Raw genomic sequence first — 15,718 nt, 5'->3', positions numbered from 1 at the left:
GAGTACGGGACGTCACGCACCGTCCGCACCCAGGATCAGGCCCGAGGTCGGCACCCCCGTTCCGGCCGTCACGAGGGCGTGCGCCGCGCCCGCGACCTGGTTGACGGAGCTGCCCCGCAGCTGGCGCACCGCCTCCGCGATCCCGTTCATGCCGTGCAGGTACGCCTCGCCGAGCTGGCCGCCGTGGGTGTTGAGCGGCAGGGCGTCCGCCGCCGTGAACGCGGCCCCCTCGCCCGGCCCGCAGAAGCCGAACTCCTCCAGCTGCATCAGCACGAACGGCGAGAAGTGGTCGTAGAGGATGCCCACGTCGATGTCCGAGGGCCGCAGCCCGCTGGTCCGCCACAGCTGGCGGGCCACCACGCCCATCTCGGGCAGCCCGGTCAGGTCGTCCCGGTAGAAGCTCGTCATGGCCTCCTGCCCGCGGCCCGCGCCCTGGGCGGCGGCGGTGATCACGGCGGGGGCGTGGCGCAGGTCCCGGGCCCGTTCGGTGGTGGTGACCACCAGGGCCTGTCCGCCGTCGGTCTCCTGGCAGCAGTCCAGCAGCCGCAGCGGCTCCACGATCCAGCGCGAGGCCGCGTGGTCGGCCAGGGTGATCGGCTTGCCGTGGAAGTACGCGGCCGGATTGTTCGCGGCGTGCCGGCGCCCGGTGACGGCGACGTGGCCGAACGCCTCGGGGGTCAGCCCGTACGCGTGCAGGTAGCGCCGGGCGGTCATGGCCACCCAGGAGGCCGGGGTCAGCAGCCCCCAGGGCAGCGACCAGCCGAGCGCCGCGCCCTCCGCCGAGGGCTCGCGCTGCTGCACCCCGGAGCCGAAGCGGCGGCCGGATCGCTCGTTGAACGCGCGGTAGCAGACCACCACTTCCGCGATCCCGGTGGCCACGGCGAGCGCGGCCTGCTGGACGGTGGCGCAGGCGGCGCCGCCCCCGTAGTGGATGCGGGAGAAGAAGGACAGCTCGCCGATGCCGGCCGCCTGGGCCACGGTGATCTCGGGGCTGGTGTCCATCGTGAACGTGACCATGCCGTCCACGTCGGAGGGGCTCAGCCCGGCGTCGTCGAGGGCCGCGTGCACGGCCTCGACGGCGAGCTTGAGCTCGCTGCGGCCCGAGTCCTTGGAGAACTCGGTGGCGCCGATGCCGGCGATGGCGGCCCGGCCGCCGAGGCTGTCGCGGGTACGGACGCTCATCGCGCGGCTCCCCCGGGGGCGGGGGCCGTGTCGGCGAGGACGGTGCCCGTCACGTGCCGGCCGAGGCGGTTGGTGCCCGTCACGCGGATCTCCACCGTGCGGCCCGCGACCGCCTCGACGGTTCCGGTCAGGACCATGGTGTCCCCGGGGTAGTTGGGGACACCGAGCCGGATGGCCACCTTGCGCAGCACGGCGGCGGGTCCGAGGTGGTCGGTGACGTACCGGCCGACCAGGCCGTTCGTGGTCAGGATGTTCATGAACACGTCCGGGGAGCCCTTGGCCCGCGCGAGTTCGGCGTCGTGGTGCACGTCCTGGTAGTCCCGGGAGGCCACCGCGCCGGCCACGATCAGCGTGCGGGTCACCGGGATCTCCAGGGGCGGCAGCTCGTCGCCGGGTGCGAGGCGTACGGGGGCGGCCGGGCTCGCGGTCGGGCCGGTCGGGCTCGCGGTCGGGCTCGCGGTCGGGCCGGTCATGCGGATCCCTCCTCTGCTATGGATGCGCCGAGTTCGGCGAGGAGCTCGGCTCCGGAGCCGAGGTACGCGTCCAGCTGGCGCCCCCAGAGGAAGTGCCGGTGGACGGGGTGGTCGAGGTCCGCGCCCAGCCCGCCGTGCAGGTGCTGGCCCGCGTGCACCACGCGCCGGCCGGCCTCGGCGGCCCACCAGGCGGCGGTGAGCGCGTGCTGCCGGGCGGGCAGGGCCGCGTCGATGCGCCAGGCCGCCTCGTACGCCGTCACGCGGATGGCCTCCGTGTCCATGTACGCATCGGCGGCGCGGAGCATCACCCCCTGGTTGGTGGAGAGGGGGCGGCCGAACTGCTCGCGGGTGGAGGTGTGCGCCACGGCCCGCGCGAGGGAGCCGGCGCAGACCCCCGCCTGGAGTCCCGCGAAGGCGGTACGGGCGGTGTCGAGCACCGCCTCGTACGCCTGCGGGCCCGTGCCGATGCGCTCCGCCGGCGCCCCGTCGAGGGTGAGCCGGCCGGCCGCCCAGGGTGCGGTGGTCTCGACGGGCTCGGCCGCGGCCCCGGGGGCGTCGGTCCGCACCAGCCACAGGGCGCGGGCGGAGTCGGGGACGAGGACGTGGGTGGCGTCGCGCAGCCAGGGGACCAGGGGCAGGGTGCCGGTGAGCCGGGCGGCGGCGGGCGGGGCGGTGGCGGGCGGGGCGGTCAGGGGCCGGTCGGCGTCCGCCGGGGTCGGGCGGGGGGCCGGGCGGTGGGCCGGGGCCGGGTCCGGCTCGGCGAGCACCCGGCCGCGGTCCGGAAAGGCGCCCGTGGCCACGGCCGTTCCCGCACGCAGGGCGGGCAGCAGCCGGGAGCGCTGTCCGGCGGTCCCGTGGGCACCGATCGCGAGGATCCCGTACACGCAGGTGGCGGCGTACGGAACCTGCGCGGTGGTGCGTCCCTGCTCCTCCAGCAGCAGGACCAGGCCCAGCAGGCCGGTCTCCTCGACGGCGGCGGTGAGCCCGGCCGCGGTGAGGGCCTTCCAGAGCTCGGCGTCACTGCCGGTGCCGGCGGCGGCGAGCCGCTCGTGCGTGGCCAGGTCGGCGAAGATCTCGGCGGCCAGCCCGGCCGCGGCCGCCTGCTCCTCGGTGGGGCGGAAGTCCACGTCAGCCCCCGTCCGCTCGGAACACCGGGAGCTCCAGCTCCTCGTCGGCGCGCAGGAACTCCAGCCGGACCGGCATCCCGATGTGCACCTTGTCGTACGGGACCCCGGTGATGTTGCTGATCATCCGCACCCCTTCGGCGAGCTCCACGAGGGCCACCGCGTACGGCGGGTCGAACGCGGGGAAGGGCGGGTGGTGCATGACGACGTAGCTGAAGACGGTGCCCTCGCCGCAGGCCTCGACGGTGTCCCAGTCCGGGCTCGCGCAGGCGTTGCAGCCGGGCAGCCAGGGGAAGCGCAGGGTGCCGCAGCCGGTGCAGCGCTGGATGAGCAGCCGGTGCTCGGCCACCCCGTCCCAGAAGCCCTGGTTGTCGCGGTTGACCACCGGGCGGGGGCGGCGGGAGCGGCGGGCGTCCGGCTTTGCGGGGGCGGCGGGGGCGGGGGCGGGGGCGGGGGCGGGGGCGGCCGGGGCGTACTTGAGGATGCGGAAGCGGTGGGTCCCGGCGAGTTCGCCCACCCCCGCGCCGTCCCCGGTGCCGTCCCCGGTGCCGTCCCGAGTGCCGTCCCGAGTGCCGTCGGCGGCCGTGGCGCGTACGTCCATGCGGGTGGTCACGAAGTGGCCGGTGCCCAGCCGGGTCGTCTTGCGCGGGGACACCGACTCGATCACGGCGTCGAAGGTCACGCGGTCCCCGGGCCGCAGCGGCCGCAGGTACTCCTGCTCGCAGTCGGTGGCCACCACGGAGGTGTAGCCGGCCCCGTCGAGCAGCGCGAACAGCTCGTCGTAGGCGGAGGAGCGGCCGCTGCCCGCACCGTGCCCGGACAGCCCGCCCATCGTCCAGGCCTGGAGCATGGTGGGCGGGGCGATGGCGTCGGGGCCGGTGTAGGCGGGATTCGTGTCGCCCATCGCCTCGCACCAGTGGCGGATCATGGGGGCGTTCACCGGGTCCTTGCCCCGGGCCGCGGTGGCCGCCGCCCGCCCCTCGAAGGCCTTGAGCCGCTCGTACAGCTCGTCAGCCGCCCGGTCACCGCTGCCGCTCACCGCTTCCTCCCCTTCATGCCGAGCCGCATCATCGCGACGAGCTCCCGCTGCACCTCGCTCACCCCGCCGCCGAACGTGTTGATCTGCGCCGCCCGGTTCAGGCGCTCCAGCTCCCCGCCGTCGAAGGCCCCCGGACCCGGGCCCCGGAGGAGGGCGCTCTCGCCCACCACCTCCTGGCACATCCGGTAGACCTCCACCGCGCTCTCGGTGCCGAGGAACTTCACCCCCGAGGCGTCCCCCGGCGCGAGGGTCCCCGCGCCCACGTCCTGGACGAGCCGCCAGTTCAGGAGCCGTACGGCGGCCAGCCGGGCGTGCGCCTCGGCCAGCCGGGACCGCACCCAGGGCTCCTCGGCCGGGCGGCGGCCGGTGACGGGATCGGGGGTGCGGGCGTGGGCGACGGCGGCCCGGTGGAAGTCCTCGGCCTGCATGCCGATGGCGGCGAGGGCCACCCGCTCGTGGTTGAGCTGGTTGGTGATCAGCCCCCAGCCGCCGTGCTCGGGTCCGACCAGGTTGCCGGCGGGCACGCGGATGCCGTCGTAGTAGGTGGCGGTGGTGGTGAGGCCGCCGACGGTCTCGATGGGGGTCCAGGAAAACCCGGGGGCATCCGTGGGCACCAGGATGATCGAGATGCCGCGGTGCTTGGGGGCCTCGGGGTCGGTGCGGCAGGCCAGCCAGATCCAGTCGGCGTTCTGGGCGTTGGAGGTGAAGACCTTCTGCCCGTCGATCAGCCACTCGCCCTCGGACGCGTCGGTGGACGCGCCGTCGGAGCGGCCGGCGGAGGGGCCGGCGGAGGGACTGCCGGAGGGGCTGGCGGATCGGCCCGCGGGGGATCCGGCGGAGGGCCCCGGCACCCGGACGGCCCGGGTGCGGAGCGCGGCGAGGTCGGTGCCCGCCTCCGGCTCCGAGTAGCCGATGGCGAAGACGATCTCCCCGCGCAGGATCCCCGGCAGGAACCGTTCCTTCTGCTCGGGGGTGCCGTACTTCATCAGGGTGGGGCCGACCGTGTTGAGCGTGACCATGGAGACCGGTGCGCCCGCCCGGTAGGCCTCGTCGAAGAACACGAACTGCTCGGCGGGGCCGCGCCCCTGGCCCCCGTACTCCTCGGGCCAGCCGAGGCCGAGCAGGCCGTCGGACCCGATGCGGCGCAGCAGCGCGCGCTGCTCACCGGGGTCCTCCGGCACCCCGTCCGGCATCAGTTCACGGAAGTACGCGCGCAGTTCGGCGCGGAGCCGCACCTGCGGTTCGGTGGGGGCGAGGTGCACGGCGCATGGCCTCCTGGGCGGCGGCGGGACGGCGTGAGCAGATTTCTGACTCTCCGTCAGATACCGTTGCCTGTCAAGGTCGGGGGCATCCGAGGCCCGCCCCGGACACGACGGGGCGCCCGCACGACGGGACCCCAGCCGGTCCGGTCGTACGGGCGCCCACCGCCCTTGGAACCCATCAACCCAGGGGCCCACCGCCCTCGCAGGCCCGCGGCCGCGGGGGCCTCAGCGGGCCCGGCCGGCTACCACCACGGGTGGAAGTGCACGGCGAGGTTGCTGTTGCCCTGGTCGATGGCCGTGAAGGCCGATCCGCTGACCTGCGCCGTGTTGTTCTGGTTGGCCGCTCCCGAGCCGGTGGCCACCTGCTGCGAGGTGGAGGTGTTGCCGCTGCTGTGGCCGCCCACGCCGCTGCCGATGATGCTGGCCACGCTCGCGTTCGAGCCGTCGTTCGCGAACGATCCCCACCCGTTGTCGGCCTGCGCGACCCCTCCGAAGAGGGCGGCGGCGAGGGGGAGCGAGGCGACGGCGGCGAAGACGCGGGCGGTACGGACGAGTGCCATTCTGAATCCTCCAGATGTGAACTGCGGTGTTTCTCAAGGCAGTTGGCCGACTGCGCCTGAGGTTCTGCTCGTGCTCTCGACGTCGAGACCAGAGTTGCCCACCGAATCCCCGGCGAACCACCCCGGAGTCGCCGATTCCCTCGCAAGCATGAGCCAATACGGATAAACCCCGGTCACGCCCCCAAAAGCCCCGAACGCACCCCTGAAACGCCGAAAAACGGTCCGCCGCAAGGGCTGAACCGTTCCGCCACATCCCTCCGCCCCCGAACCGCCCCCGGACCCCCGGCCGCGCTCCCCGCGGCCGCTCCTCCCCCCACCCGTCCCCCCGCTGCCCCAAGCCCTGCGCCCCCAACGCGCCCCCGGCGCCCGCGGGGGCGGAAACCTCCCCGCCCGCTATGCCGCCAGCCCGAGCTCCCCGGCACCCTCCGCACCGCGGAACTCCGTCACGTTCGCAGCCGCCGTGGTCGAACGCCGCACCGACGGCGAGGACCCGTGCGCCTCGGCGCGGATCCGCTGAGCGATCGTGGGCGGCAGCGCCCCGGTGCCGACGCTCCGCAGCCGGCTCCGCCCGGCCGGCCGTACCGCCGCCGCCTCCTCCCGCTCCGCCGCGCCCCGCACCCCGGCGCCCGTCGCCCCGGCGCCCGTAGTCCCGGCAGCCGTCCCGGCGACCTCGGCGGCCTCCACCGCGACCCGGATGCCGAAGACGGCGAGGATCCCGGCCAGCGCGGCCACGATGACGGTCCAGAGCGATGCGAAACGGTTGCTGGCGGCCATGACGACTCCTCATTCCCACATCCGGATTCCGGATGTTCGGACGGGCGGATCTGAATACATTCGTGATGATGCATCCGCAAATCGTCCCGTACGAGGAACCACGCCCACCCAGGCACGTAGTCGGACAAACACCACCCGTCCGGCTCAGCCCGCCCCCGCACCCCACGCGAAAGGGCACGCCCTCGCTTCGGAGGACGTGCCCTTTCACCGGCAGGAATGCCGGCGCACTGCGGTGGGTGTGGGATTTGAACCCACGGTGACTCGCGCCACGACGGTTTTCAAGACCGTTCCCTTAGGCCGCTCGGGCAACCCACCCTGCCCCGGCCGCCGAGGCGGCGGAACGGGCTACACATTACCGGGATCCGCTGGATCACGGTGTCCTCCGCGGTCGCGGGCGGACGGGCGGGAGCGGGCCGGGGCGGGATCAGGCCGTCTGGGCCTTGTCGTAGACGGCCTTGGCCTCGTTGCCGAAGTACGGGCCGAACATGCGGTTCGGCAGGAAGTTGTAGCCGAAGCTGTTCACCGAGACCTGGAGGCCGGTGCCGGTGGCCTCGTTGAAGTTCTGGAACCAGGGGCCGCCGCTGGATCCGCCGGTCATGTTGCAGCCCAGGCCGTGGTCCTTCGAGAGGAGGAAGTCCTTGCTCGAATTCCCGCTGCAGTAGATCAGCTTCGTGCCGTCGTACGGTGCCGCGGCCGGGAAGCCGAAGGCGTACATCGCCTTGTTGTAGCCGCCGTTGAACAGGATCCCCTGGGCGCCGACGACCGAGGCGAGCTTCTGGCCGTTCAGCGGGGCGACCACCGCCAGGCCCACGTCGTAGTTGATGTCCTCGCTCGCCGCCCACTGGTCGGTGGCGAAGGTCTGCGTCGCGCTCCACTGCCCGTACGGGGCGTTGCCGTTGTCGTACGCCGGCACGAAGACCCAGTTCGTGTGCCAGGCGCCCTGGTACTTCACGCAGTGCCCGGCCGTGATCACCGTGCTGCCGTTCTGGCTCGTGACGGAGTCGCCCGAGCAGGAGGCCGTACGGCCCTGGAAGGTGAAGAAGACCCGGCCGGAGGTGCGCACGACGGCGCCGCCGCCGGTCCATGCGCCGCCGGCCTGCGGGAAGGCGGCCGGGGCGGCGGCGGGGGAGGGGGCCGTGGGCCGGACGGCCGTCGGAGCGGAGGCGGCCGCCGGGGCCTTGGGGCGGACACCGGGGGCGAGGATCAGGTCGAGCGGGGTCGCACCCCGCATGCGTTCGGCGGTCCAGAAGCCCTTGGTGTGCGCGGGCTTGAAGGACGCGGGGGAGGCCGGGGCCTGGCTGGCGGCCGAGGGGCCGGCGGCCGTGAGGGCGGCCGCGACCAGGGCGCCTGCGGCGAGCAGGGCGGAGACGGCCTTGGGGGGACGATTCACGCATGACTCCTTCTGCCGTGCCGGGGCCGGTTGGGCCCGGGCAGGGTGGGGGTGAAGAGCTGTCGGTGCGGATCGACGTGCGGCAGGCAGACTGCCACGCCACGGCTGGATTGTCAGGTACTCGTCAGAACGTTCGGTCGGTTCGGCCGGAATGCCCCTTGATTCCGGCCGGATTGCCCCCGCCCGCGCCATGCCCACGCCCGCGCCCGCGCTTCCGGCCGTCCACCCGTGAGCGGCCCTCCGCCGCCCGCTCCACCCTCCACCACTCCGCAGGCCCGATCTCCACCCCGCTCCGCCCTCCGTCGCCCCCCGCAGGCCCGATCCACCCCGCGCCCCGCCGGCTCCGTCGGCCCCTCCGCTGGGGCGCCCTCACCCCGCTCCGGCCTCACACGGTCAGCAGCACCCCCGCGTACGAGACCCCCGCCACGACCACCCACGCGCTCAGCCCCAGCGCCGCCGCGCGGCCGCCCGTACGGGCCAGGGTCGGCAGGTGGACCGCACTGCCCAGCCCGAACAGCGCCGCTGCCAGCAGCCCCTCCTGGGCCGTGCGCGCCCAGCCGAGCGCCTCGGCGGGCAGCAGCCCCGTGGCCCGGACCCCGGCGGCCACGAGGAAGCCCGCCACGAAGAGCGGCACGGGCGCGGGCCGCTTGCCCGAGGCGGTACGGACTCCCGCCCGCCGCGCCCGCAGCGCGAAGGCCACCGCCGCGACCAGCGGGGCGAGCAGCGCCACGCGCATCAGCTTCACCAGGACCGCGTCCCCCAGCGCGGCCGGACCGGCCGTCTGGGCCGTGGCCACCACCTGGCCCACGTCGTGCACGCTCGCCCCGACCCAGCGGCCGAAGGACGCGTCCCCCAGCCCCAGCGGCTGCTGGAGCAGCGGGAGCACGGCGATGGCGAGGGTTCCGCACAGGGTCACCAGGGCCACGGACGAGGCCACGTCCTCCTCGTCGCTGCCGGAGACCTCGCTCACCGCCCCGATCGCGGACGCCCCGCAGATCGAGTACCCGGTCGCGATCAGCAGCGGCTGGTCCCCCGGGAGCCCGAGCCTGCGGCCCAGCCACAGGGTGCCGAAGAAGGTGGCCCCGACCACCGCGAAGACCATCGCGACCGTGCCCCAGCCCAGCCGGACCACCTGGTCCAGCCCGAGCCCCAGGCCCAGCAGCACGATGCCGATCCGCATCAGCCGCCGCCCGGCGAGCGAGAGCCCGGGCCGGCCGGCCCCGCGGACGAAGGTGCGGATGCGCGGCAGGTGGGCCACCGCGATGCCCAGGACCACCGAGGCGGTCAGCATGGGAACGGCCGGCAGCAGCAGGTGGACGGTCCAGGCCAGCGCGGCACCGAGGACCGCCGTCAGCAGCCCGGGCCAGGTGCGTGTTTCACGTGAAACAACGGCCCGGACGGCGGGCTGCCGAGCGGAGGACGGCTCGTGGCCCGCGGTGCGCGGCCGGTGCAGGAGGGCCATCAGTCGGCCGGCAGGGTGTAGACGCGGCGGACGCTGCTGCCCAGGCGGGACACGTCGGCCCCGTAGACGTGGACGGATATCGCCGTCGTACGACAGGAGTTGCGGACCCGGTGGATGTCACCGGGCGGGGCGAACCCGCAGACCTCGCCGAGTCCGTTCACCACGTCCTCGGTCGGCACCAGCCGGGCCGCTCCGCCCTGCCCGGGGGCCAGCCGGTAGCGGCGCTCGCTCTCCTCGCCCTGGTGCACCCCGGCCACGCACCACGAGACGTGGTCGTGGATCGCGGTCTCCTGGCCGGGCAGCCACACCAGCACCACCAGCGAGAAGCTGCCGTCGCGTTCGGCGTGCACGATGTGCTGCCGGTAGCGCTCCGGGTCGCTCTCCTGCTGGGCCAGGGTGAGCAGATCGGGGGTACCGAGGTGGGGCGCGAGCTTCTCGCCCACCAGGTACGCGGTCAGGTCGGGGGGCAGCCCGCGGTCGACGACCGCGCGTATCTCGCCGATGAGCGTGGTCATCCGTGCGGTCACCGCCACCGCTGCGGTCGTCGTCGTGGTCATGAAGGCAGCGTCCGGCGGCCGGTCCATCACGTCCAACGACAGTTTTCACCTGAAGTCCCAAGCTCTGCTTATACGAGGGAGAGCCGGGAGGTCCGGGAGAAGCGCCTCAGCAGCCGACCCGGTTGGCCGCCACCCTGCGCAACTCGTCGAGGACCGCCGCCGTCGCCGGTATCCGCAGGTGCTCCCGGTAGACGTACGCCGAGATGTGCCGCCGGGCCGCCGGCTCCAGGGCCCGCCCGGTGACCCGGGTCAGGGAGAGCGAGGGCAGCAGCAGCGCGGGCATCATCGCCACGCCGAGCCCCTGCGCGACCAGCGCCTGCACGACCAGGTTGTCGTCGGTGGCGAAGACGATCTCGGGCACGAAGCCCAGCTCGGCGCACTCGTGCAGGAGGTTGGCCCGGCACCGCGGACAGCCGGCGATCCACCGCTCGTCCGCCAGATCGCCCAGTTGCACGGAGCGCCTGCGGGCCAGCGGATGCCCGCTCGGCAGCAGCACGGTCAGCTGGTCCTCCAGCAGCCGGACCTCGGTGACCTCGTCCGGCACCTCCTCGTGCAGCCCGGGGTAGGTGAAGGCGAGGGTGATGTCGCACTCCCCGCGCTGGAGCCGGCGCAGCGAGTCCGGCGGCTCGCCGTCGAGGAGCTCCACCTGTATCCCGGGATGCTCCTTGGCCAGTCCGCTGAGCGCTTCCGGGACCAGGGTGGCATTGGCGCTGGGGAACCCGCACAGCCGGACCCGGCCGGTGCGCAGCCGCGCGTACGCCTTCATCTGCTGCTGGGCCGCGGAGAGGCTGCCGAGTATGGACTCGGCGTGCCGTGCCAGGGACTGGCCCGCCTCGGTCAGCTGCATCCGGCGCCCCACCCGCGTGAAGAGCGGGGTGCCGACGGCGCGTTCCAACGCCTTCATCTGCTGGGTGATCGCGGGCTGGGTATACCCGAGCACACGGGCGGCCGCCGAGTACGACCCGGCGGTGACCACCTCGTGAAAAGTCCTGATGTGCCGGGAGTCGAACACCGTCGAAGCATAAGCGGACGTTGGGAGGGGCCGTAGGCGGATTCCCGCCTACGGCCCCGCACCCTTCAGGTCACTTCGCCAGGTCCGCCGGTCGCCGCTACCGGTCGCCGACGTGCGAGCCGAGGGTCAGATCCACGGTCACCGGCTTGCCGCCGCCGCGCACGTACGTCACCTTGACCACGTCACCGGGCTTGTACGTCCAGATCTCGCTGATCAGGGTCGGGCCGCTGTCGATCGGCTTGCCGCCGAACTGGGTGATCACGTCACCGGGCTTGAGCCCCGCCTTGCCCGCCGGGCCGTCGGGGCTGACCAGATCGCTGGGCGGCGCGCCCTGGTCGGAGATCTTGGCCCCGTCCACCTTGGCCTGGAGGTCCACCGAGACCCCGATGACCGGGTACACCGGCTTGCCCGTCTTGATCAGCTGCTCGGCCACGTTCTTGGCCTGGTTGATCGGGATGGCGAAGCCGAGGCCGATCGACCCCGCCTGGCCGCCGCCGAAGCCGCCGCTGCCCGCCGACTGGATCGCCGAGTTGATGCCGATGACCGCGCCGCGGCCGTCGAGCAGCGGACCTCCCGAGTTGCCCGGGTTGATCGAGGCGTCGGTCTGCAGCGCGCTCATGTACGAGTTCTTGTTGCTCTGGCCGTCGCCCGAGGCCACCGGCCGGTTCTTGGCGCTGACGATGCCCGTGGTGACCGTGTTCGACAGCCCGAACGGGGCGCCGATCGCGATGGTCGAGTCCCCGACGACCACCCGGTCCGAATCGCCGAGCGGCAGCGGGGCGAGACCGGCGGGCGGGTTCTTCAGCTTCAGCACGGCCACGTCGTAGCCCTGCGCCCGGCCGATGACCTCGGCCTCGTACCGCTTGCCGTTGGAGAAGGTCGCGGAAAGCTTTCCGCCGTCCGCGGCCGAGGCCACCACGTGGTTGTTGGTGAGGATGTGGCCCTGCTGGTCGTAGACGAACCCGGTGCCCGTGCCGCCCTCGCCGTCACCGGCCTGCGCCTCGATGGTCACGACGCTCGGCAGCGCCTTCGCGGCGAGCGCCGCGACCGTGCCGGGCTCGCGCTTGAGGTCCTTCGGGGCGACCCCGGCGCTGACCGTGGTCGAGCCGCCGCTGCCGCCGTCGCCGTTGCTGGCGAGCTGGTAGCCGACGGCGCCGCCGACGCCACCCGCGACCAGGGCGGCCACCAGGGCGGCCGCGACCAGTCCGCCGCGGCCCTTGGCCTTCGGCGCGGGCTGCTGGCCGGGGGGCGCGCCCCAGACCGGTCCGCCGCCGTGTCCGCCGCCGAAGCCGTCCCCGTACGAGGGGACCGCGGGCGGCGGCGGGGGCCAGCCGCCGGCCTGCGCACCGGGCGCCTGCCCGCCGGGGGCATGACCGCCGGGGGCCTGCGGACCGGGGTACGCCTGCGGTGCGGCCGCAGGGACCGGCGGGGCGGCGGGAAGCTGCTGGGTGGGCTGCCCGGTGGGCGGCAGTTGCTGGGTGTGGGCCTCGGGAGCCGCCGGCAGCGGCTGCGTCCGCGGATCCGCCGCGGGGGCCGGGGCGGCTGCGTCCTGCACCGGGGCCTGGGGCGCGGGTGCCACGACGGTCGGCGCTTCGGCCGGGGCGTGGTGCTGCGCAGGGGCCGGCGCGGGCGCCGGGGCGCTCGCGGCGGGCTCGGTGCTGGGAGCGGCCGGCGGCACCGGGGGTGCGGACGGGGCCTGCGGGGGCGTCGGGGCCGCGGTGCCCTCGTTCTCGGTGCTCACAGCTCTCTCTCCTCGTCGCGCACGGCTGCTTGGATACCGGTCGGGCTGAACGTCCGGCCGACCGCACAAGTTCCTGGGTCCAAGAATTTCCCAGGCTCCGTCAGAGCACTGTAAGCCGGACCTGTGCATCCTCGCCCTCATCCTTTATACCGGGCATTTCGGACGTATCCCCGGGCACACGGAACCGGCCGCCGCGGTCGGGGGGCCCGCCGCACCCGCCGCGGATGACACCATGGCGGCGTGACCCACGCACGGCAGCAGACCGGCCTCCACCGCCCGCAGACCATCCAGGTCGTCGCCCACCGGGGCGCCTCCGAGGACGCCCCGGAGCACACCCTGGCCGCGTACCGGAAAGCCATCGAGGACGGGGCCGACGCCCTCGAATGCGATGTCCGGCTGACCGCGGACGGCCACCTGGTCCTCGTCCACGACCGCCGGGTCAACCGGACCTCGAACGGCCGCGGCGCCGTGTCCGCCCTGGAGCTCTCCGAGCTGGCCGCCCTCGACTTCGGCTCGTGGAAGGACCGCGAGGAGTCCCCCGACTGGGACGCCGGCGAGGCCGGCGAGCGGGACCCCGAGCGCACCTCCGTCCTGACCCTGGAGCGGCTGCTCGAACTCGTCGCCGACGCGGGCCGCCCGGTGGACCTCGCCATCGAGACGAAGCACCCGACCCGCTGGGCCGGACAGGTGGAGGAGCGGCTCCTCTTCCTGCTCAAGCGCTTCGGCCTGGACGCCCCGCCCGCCGACGGCCCGTCGCCCGTACGGATCATGAGCTTCTCGGCGCGCTCCCTGCACCGGGTGCGGGCCGCGGCCCCGACCATCCCCACCGTGTACCTGATGCAGTTCATCTCCCCGCGGATGCGCGACGGACGGCTGCCGGCGGGGGTGCGGATCGCCGGCCCCGGGATGCGGATCGTGCGCAACCACCCGCACTTCGTCCAGAAGCTCCAGAAGGCCGGCCACTCCGTGCACGTGTGGACAGTGAACAATGCCGAAGACGTTCAGCTCTGCGCTGATCTGGGTGTAGAAGCGATCATCACCAATCGGCCACGGCAGGTCCTGTCCCAACTGGGCCGCTGACCACACCAGTTGCACCTCTCACCCCCGTGACAGGGTGTGCCCCGGCGCATCCGGCCCCGTCCACTCGTCATGAATGCGTCATCGGGCTCCGCCGTGGCGGTTTCCGGTCCAGGCCATCGGGGCATCCAGACCATGCGTGGGGCTAAGGAGGTTCCGGGGGTGGCGTTGGTGGTGGCACAGAAGGTGCCCGCGTCGTCGAGCATGGCCGTACCCCATGGTCCTGCGGGCGTGGGCCAGGCGAGGCACCTGATGCGCACGCAGTTGCGCACCAGCGGGGTGTCCGAAACGGTCGTGGACGATGCCGTTCTGATCCTTTCCGAACTGCTCAGCAATGCCTGCCGGCACGGCCGGCCCCTGGGCACCGGAGACGTGGGCGAAGGCGACATCCAATGCGCGTGGACGGTCGACAAGGCCGGCCGGCTGACCGTGGAAGTGACGGACGGAGGCGGTCCCACCCGCCCGGTCCCGGCCACGCCCTCGGTCACCGCACACGGCGGCCGGGGGCTGAACATCATCAGCGCACTGGCCCAGGACTGGGGCGTGCGGGACGGTGCGGGCGGTGAGGTCACGGTGTGGGTCCTCGTCGCCTCCGGGCACCGCCACGACGATTTCGCTACGCGCGTCGCACCGCCCGTACTGGACTTCATGACGGCCTTCGACGACCTCGAATCCTGTCCCCTGGGCGGCTCCGAGAACGGCTTCCGCACCCGCTGACAGGCCGGACGCGGCCCGCGCACATCGGCGGGGGCGGCGTCGCGCGGCCGGTCCGTCGCTTGGCCGGTCCATCGCGCCGCCCGCGCCGCCGGTCCATCGCGCCGCCGGTCCATCGCATGGCCAGTCCATCGCCCCGCCGGTCCGTCGCATGGCCGGTCCGTCGCCGGCCCGTCCCCTCCGGGTCCCGACCACCCTCGCCCTTGCCCGCCCTTCCCCGCCCCGGCCGCGCTCACCGGCGGGAAGCCGGGCCCGGCAGGGTGCAGCGGATAGGCTCGCGCCGTCAGCACGAGCTTCAACCGGGAGACACCCACCATGGCCAAGAAGCGCCCCCAGCCCAAGGGACACCAGCCCAAGGGCGCCCAGCCGCAGATCAGCGACGGCGAAATCCCGGTGGTGGGCGCGCGCGAGCCCTGCCCGTGCGGCTCCGGCCGCCGCTACAAGGCCTGCCACGGCCGGGTCGCGGCCCACGCCGCGACCGAGCTGGTGCAGCGCCCCTTCGAGGGCCTGCCGGGCGAGTGCGACTGGGTGGCGCTGCGCGAGCTCGTGCCCGCCGCGACCGTGCCGCTCACCCTCAAGGGCGGGCTGCCCGAGGGCGTCCCCTCGGTGACCCTGGTGACCGTGCTCCCGATGGCCTGGCCCGCCCTGCGCCGCGAGGACGGCTCCGTCCTCCTCGGCCTGCAGAACGAGACCTCGACCGGCGACCTCGGCCGGGACCTCGCAGACACCCTGCTGCGCGCCCTGGAGGCCGAGCCCGGCTCCCCCGTCCCGGCGCGCCGGGTCGAGGCCGACGGTCCGCGACTTCAGGACCTCCTCGACGCCGACGGCGTTTTCGAGCCGGTTGTGCACACCGGATTCGAATTCTGGATTCCGGAAACGGACAACAGCGCGGCCTCCACCCCCGAGATCGCGGCCTCTCTGGAACGCGCCAACGCGGCGGCCATCCCCACCGTGAAACTCGCCGGAGTCGACGCGGCGTACTGGTGCGAGACCCCGGAGAAGAACCACCTCCGCTGGGTCATGCCGCACCCCGAGGAGAAGCTGCTCGACGCCCTGGCCCGGCTGCAGGCCGCGGGCGAATCCTCGCTCGGCGAAGGCACCCGCCTGGTGGGCTCCTTCCGCGCGCACGGCCTCATGGTGCCCGTGTGGGACCTGCCCACCGGGGTCACCGCGGACGACGTCGAGAAGCCCGCGGCGCAGCTCGCCGAGCGGCTCGCCAAGGCCCTGGCCTCGGACGCTCCGCTCACCGCGGAGGAGCGTCGGGCCCGCGGCGGCCTCACCAACCGCCAGGTGACCCTCAGCTGATCCGCCCGGAGCGCAGCGCCCCACGCCCGCCGGCCGGAGCCGGCGG

General features: G+C 74.1%; 14 protein-coding genes, 1 tRNA gene and 1 pseudogene. 3 read left to right on the top strand and 13 right to left on the bottom strand.

From position 1 onward, the window contains the following. Positions 1 to 12: 12 nt before the first annotated feature. The 13 genes from ACZ407_RS06570 to ACZ407_RS06510 all read right to left on the bottom strand — a co-directional run bounded on the left by ACZ407_RS06570 (position 13) and on the right by ACZ407_RS06510 (position 12,576). On the bottom strand, positions 13 to 1,182 hold the full coding sequence (locus tag ACZ407_RS06570) for a lipid-transfer protein (RefSeq protein WP_468126017.1): 1,170 nt from the start codon (positions 1,180 to 1,182) through the stop codon (positions 13 to 15). After that, positions 1,179 to 1,655: a MaoC family dehydratase gene (locus ACZ407_RS06565; RefSeq protein WP_468126015.1), complete on the bottom strand. Its 477-nt coding sequence runs from the start codon at positions 1,653 to 1,655 to the stop codon at positions 1,179 to 1,181. The genes ACZ407_RS06570 and ACZ407_RS06565 overlap by 4 nt, the downstream gene beginning before the upstream one ends. Next, positions 1,652 to 2,782, bottom strand: a complete 1,131-nt coding sequence (locus tag ACZ407_RS06560; RefSeq protein ID WP_468126013.1) for an acyl-CoA dehydrogenase family protein — start codon at positions 2,780 to 2,782, stop codon at positions 1,652 to 1,654. Before ACZ407_RS06560 ends, ACZ407_RS06565 begins: the two co-directional genes overlap by 4 nt. 1 nt (position 2,783) lies before the next feature. After that, the gene (locus ACZ407_RS06555; RefSeq protein WP_468126011.1) at positions 2,784 to 3,818 is read right to left on the bottom strand and encodes a bifunctional MaoC family dehydratase N-terminal/OB-fold nucleic acid binding domain-containing protein; all 1,035 of its coding nucleotides are present in this window, start codon (positions 3,816 to 3,818) and stop codon (positions 2,784 to 2,786) included. Beyond that, positions 3,815 to 5,080, bottom strand: coding sequence for an acyl-CoA dehydrogenase family protein (locus tag ACZ407_RS06550; protein WP_468126009.1), 1,266 nt, complete (start codon positions 5,078 to 5,080; stop codon positions 3,815 to 3,817). The genes ACZ407_RS06555 and ACZ407_RS06550 overlap by 4 nt, the downstream gene beginning before the upstream one ends. A gap of 242 nt (positions 5,081 to 5,322) precedes the next feature. Further along, entirely contained in the window at positions 5,323 to 5,640 is a 318-nt protein-coding gene (locus ACZ407_RS06545) for a hypothetical protein (RefSeq protein ID WP_468126007.1), read from the bottom strand. Between the two features lie 393 nt (positions 5,641 to 6,033). Then, positions 6,034 to 6,414 carry a DUF6344 domain-containing protein gene (locus ACZ407_RS06540; RefSeq protein ID WP_468126006.1) on the bottom strand — a complete coding sequence of 127 codons (381 nt, stop codon included), beginning with the start codon at positions 6,412 to 6,414 and terminating at the stop codon, positions 6,034 to 6,036. A 230-nt stretch (positions 6,415 to 6,644) separates the two neighbouring features. After that, positions 6,645 to 6,729 (bottom strand) — tRNA-Ser (locus ACZ407_RS06535). 109 nt (positions 6,730 to 6,838) lie between these two features. Then, positions 6,839 to 7,804 carry a trypsin-like serine peptidase gene (locus ACZ407_RS06530; protein WP_468126004.1) on the bottom strand — a complete coding sequence of 322 codons (966 nt, stop codon included), beginning with the start codon at positions 7,802 to 7,804 and terminating at the stop codon, positions 6,839 to 6,841. A 385-nt stretch (positions 7,805 to 8,189) separates the two neighbouring features. Further along, positions 8,190 to 9,266, bottom strand: coding sequence for a YeiH family protein (locus ACZ407_RS06525; RefSeq protein ID WP_468126002.1), 1,077 nt, complete (start codon positions 9,264 to 9,266; stop codon positions 8,190 to 8,192). Beyond that, positions 9,266 to 9,823: a cysteine dioxygenase family protein gene (locus ACZ407_RS06520; RefSeq protein WP_468126000.1), complete on the bottom strand. Its 558-nt coding sequence runs from the start codon at positions 9,821 to 9,823 to the stop codon at positions 9,266 to 9,268. The genes ACZ407_RS06525 and ACZ407_RS06520 overlap by 1 nt, the downstream gene beginning before the upstream one ends. A 106-nt stretch (positions 9,824 to 9,929) precedes the next feature. Further along, positions 9,930 to 10,835, bottom strand: a complete 906-nt coding sequence (locus ACZ407_RS06515) for a LysR family transcriptional regulator (protein ID WP_468125998.1) — start codon at positions 10,833 to 10,835, stop codon at positions 9,930 to 9,932. Positions 10,836 to 10,932: 97 nt separating this feature from the next. Then, complete coding sequence (locus tag ACZ407_RS06510; protein ID WP_468125996.1) at positions 10,933 to 12,576, bottom strand: S1C family serine protease; 1,644 nt, start codon at positions 12,574 to 12,576, stop codon at positions 10,933 to 10,935. Positions 12,577 to 12,816: 240 nt separating this feature from the next. On the opposite strand from ACZ407_RS06510, the gene ACZ407_RS06505 reads away from it, so the two are divergent. From ACZ407_RS06505 to ACZ407_RS06495, 3 genes and pseudogenes are all read left to right on the top strand, one after another. Further along, positions 12,817 to 13,656, top strand: coding sequence for a glycerophosphodiester phosphodiesterase (locus ACZ407_RS06505; protein WP_468125995.1), 840 nt, complete (start codon positions 12,817 to 12,819; stop codon positions 13,654 to 13,656). A 73-nt stretch (positions 13,657 to 13,729) separates the two neighbouring features. Next, a pseudogene (locus ACZ407_RS06500) lies at positions 13,730 to 14,370 on the top strand (ATP-binding protein). A gap of 312 nt (positions 14,371 to 14,682) precedes the next feature. Continuing rightward, positions 14,683 to 15,672, top strand: coding sequence for a DUF5926 family protein (locus tag ACZ407_RS06495; protein WP_468125993.1), 990 nt, complete (start codon positions 14,683 to 14,685; stop codon positions 15,670 to 15,672). Positions 15,673 to 15,718: the final 46 nt, after the last annotated feature.

Source organism: Streptomyces sp. NPDC030809, assembly GCF_055572195.1.
The sequence above is the reverse complement of the archived record's forward strand: the minus strand, read 5'-3'. Positions and strand labels throughout refer to the sequence as shown.

Excerpts from the sequence above, each read along its gene's own strand:
- ACZ407_RS06565 (WP_468126015.1), bottom strand. The coding sequence starts at position 1,655 with ATGACCGGCCCGACCGCGAGCCCGACCGCGAGCCCGACCGGCCCGACC.
- ACZ407_RS06525 (WP_468126002.1), bottom strand. The coding sequence starts at position 9,266 with ATGGCCCTCCTGCACCGGCCGCGCACCGCGGGCCACGAGCCGTCCTCC.
- ACZ407_RS06545 (WP_468126007.1), bottom strand. The coding sequence starts at position 5,640 with ATGGCACTCGTCCGTACCGCCCGCGTCTTCGCCGCCGTCGCCTCGCTC.
- ACZ407_RS06540 (WP_468126006.1), bottom strand. The coding sequence starts at position 6,414 with ATGGCCGCCAGCAACCGTTTCGCATCGCTCTGGACCGTCATCGTGGCC.
- ACZ407_RS06495 (WP_468125993.1), top strand. The coding sequence starts at position 14,683 with ATGGCCAAGAAGCGCCCCCAGCCCAAGGGACACCAGCCCAAGGGCGCC.
- ACZ407_RS06570 (WP_468126017.1), bottom strand. The coding sequence starts at position 1,182 with ATGAGCGTCCGTACCCGCGACAGCCTCGGCGGCCGGGCCGCCATCGCC.
- ACZ407_RS06520 (WP_468126000.1), bottom strand. The coding sequence starts at position 9,823 with ATGACCACGACGACGACCGCAGCGGTGGCGGTGACCGCACGGATGACC.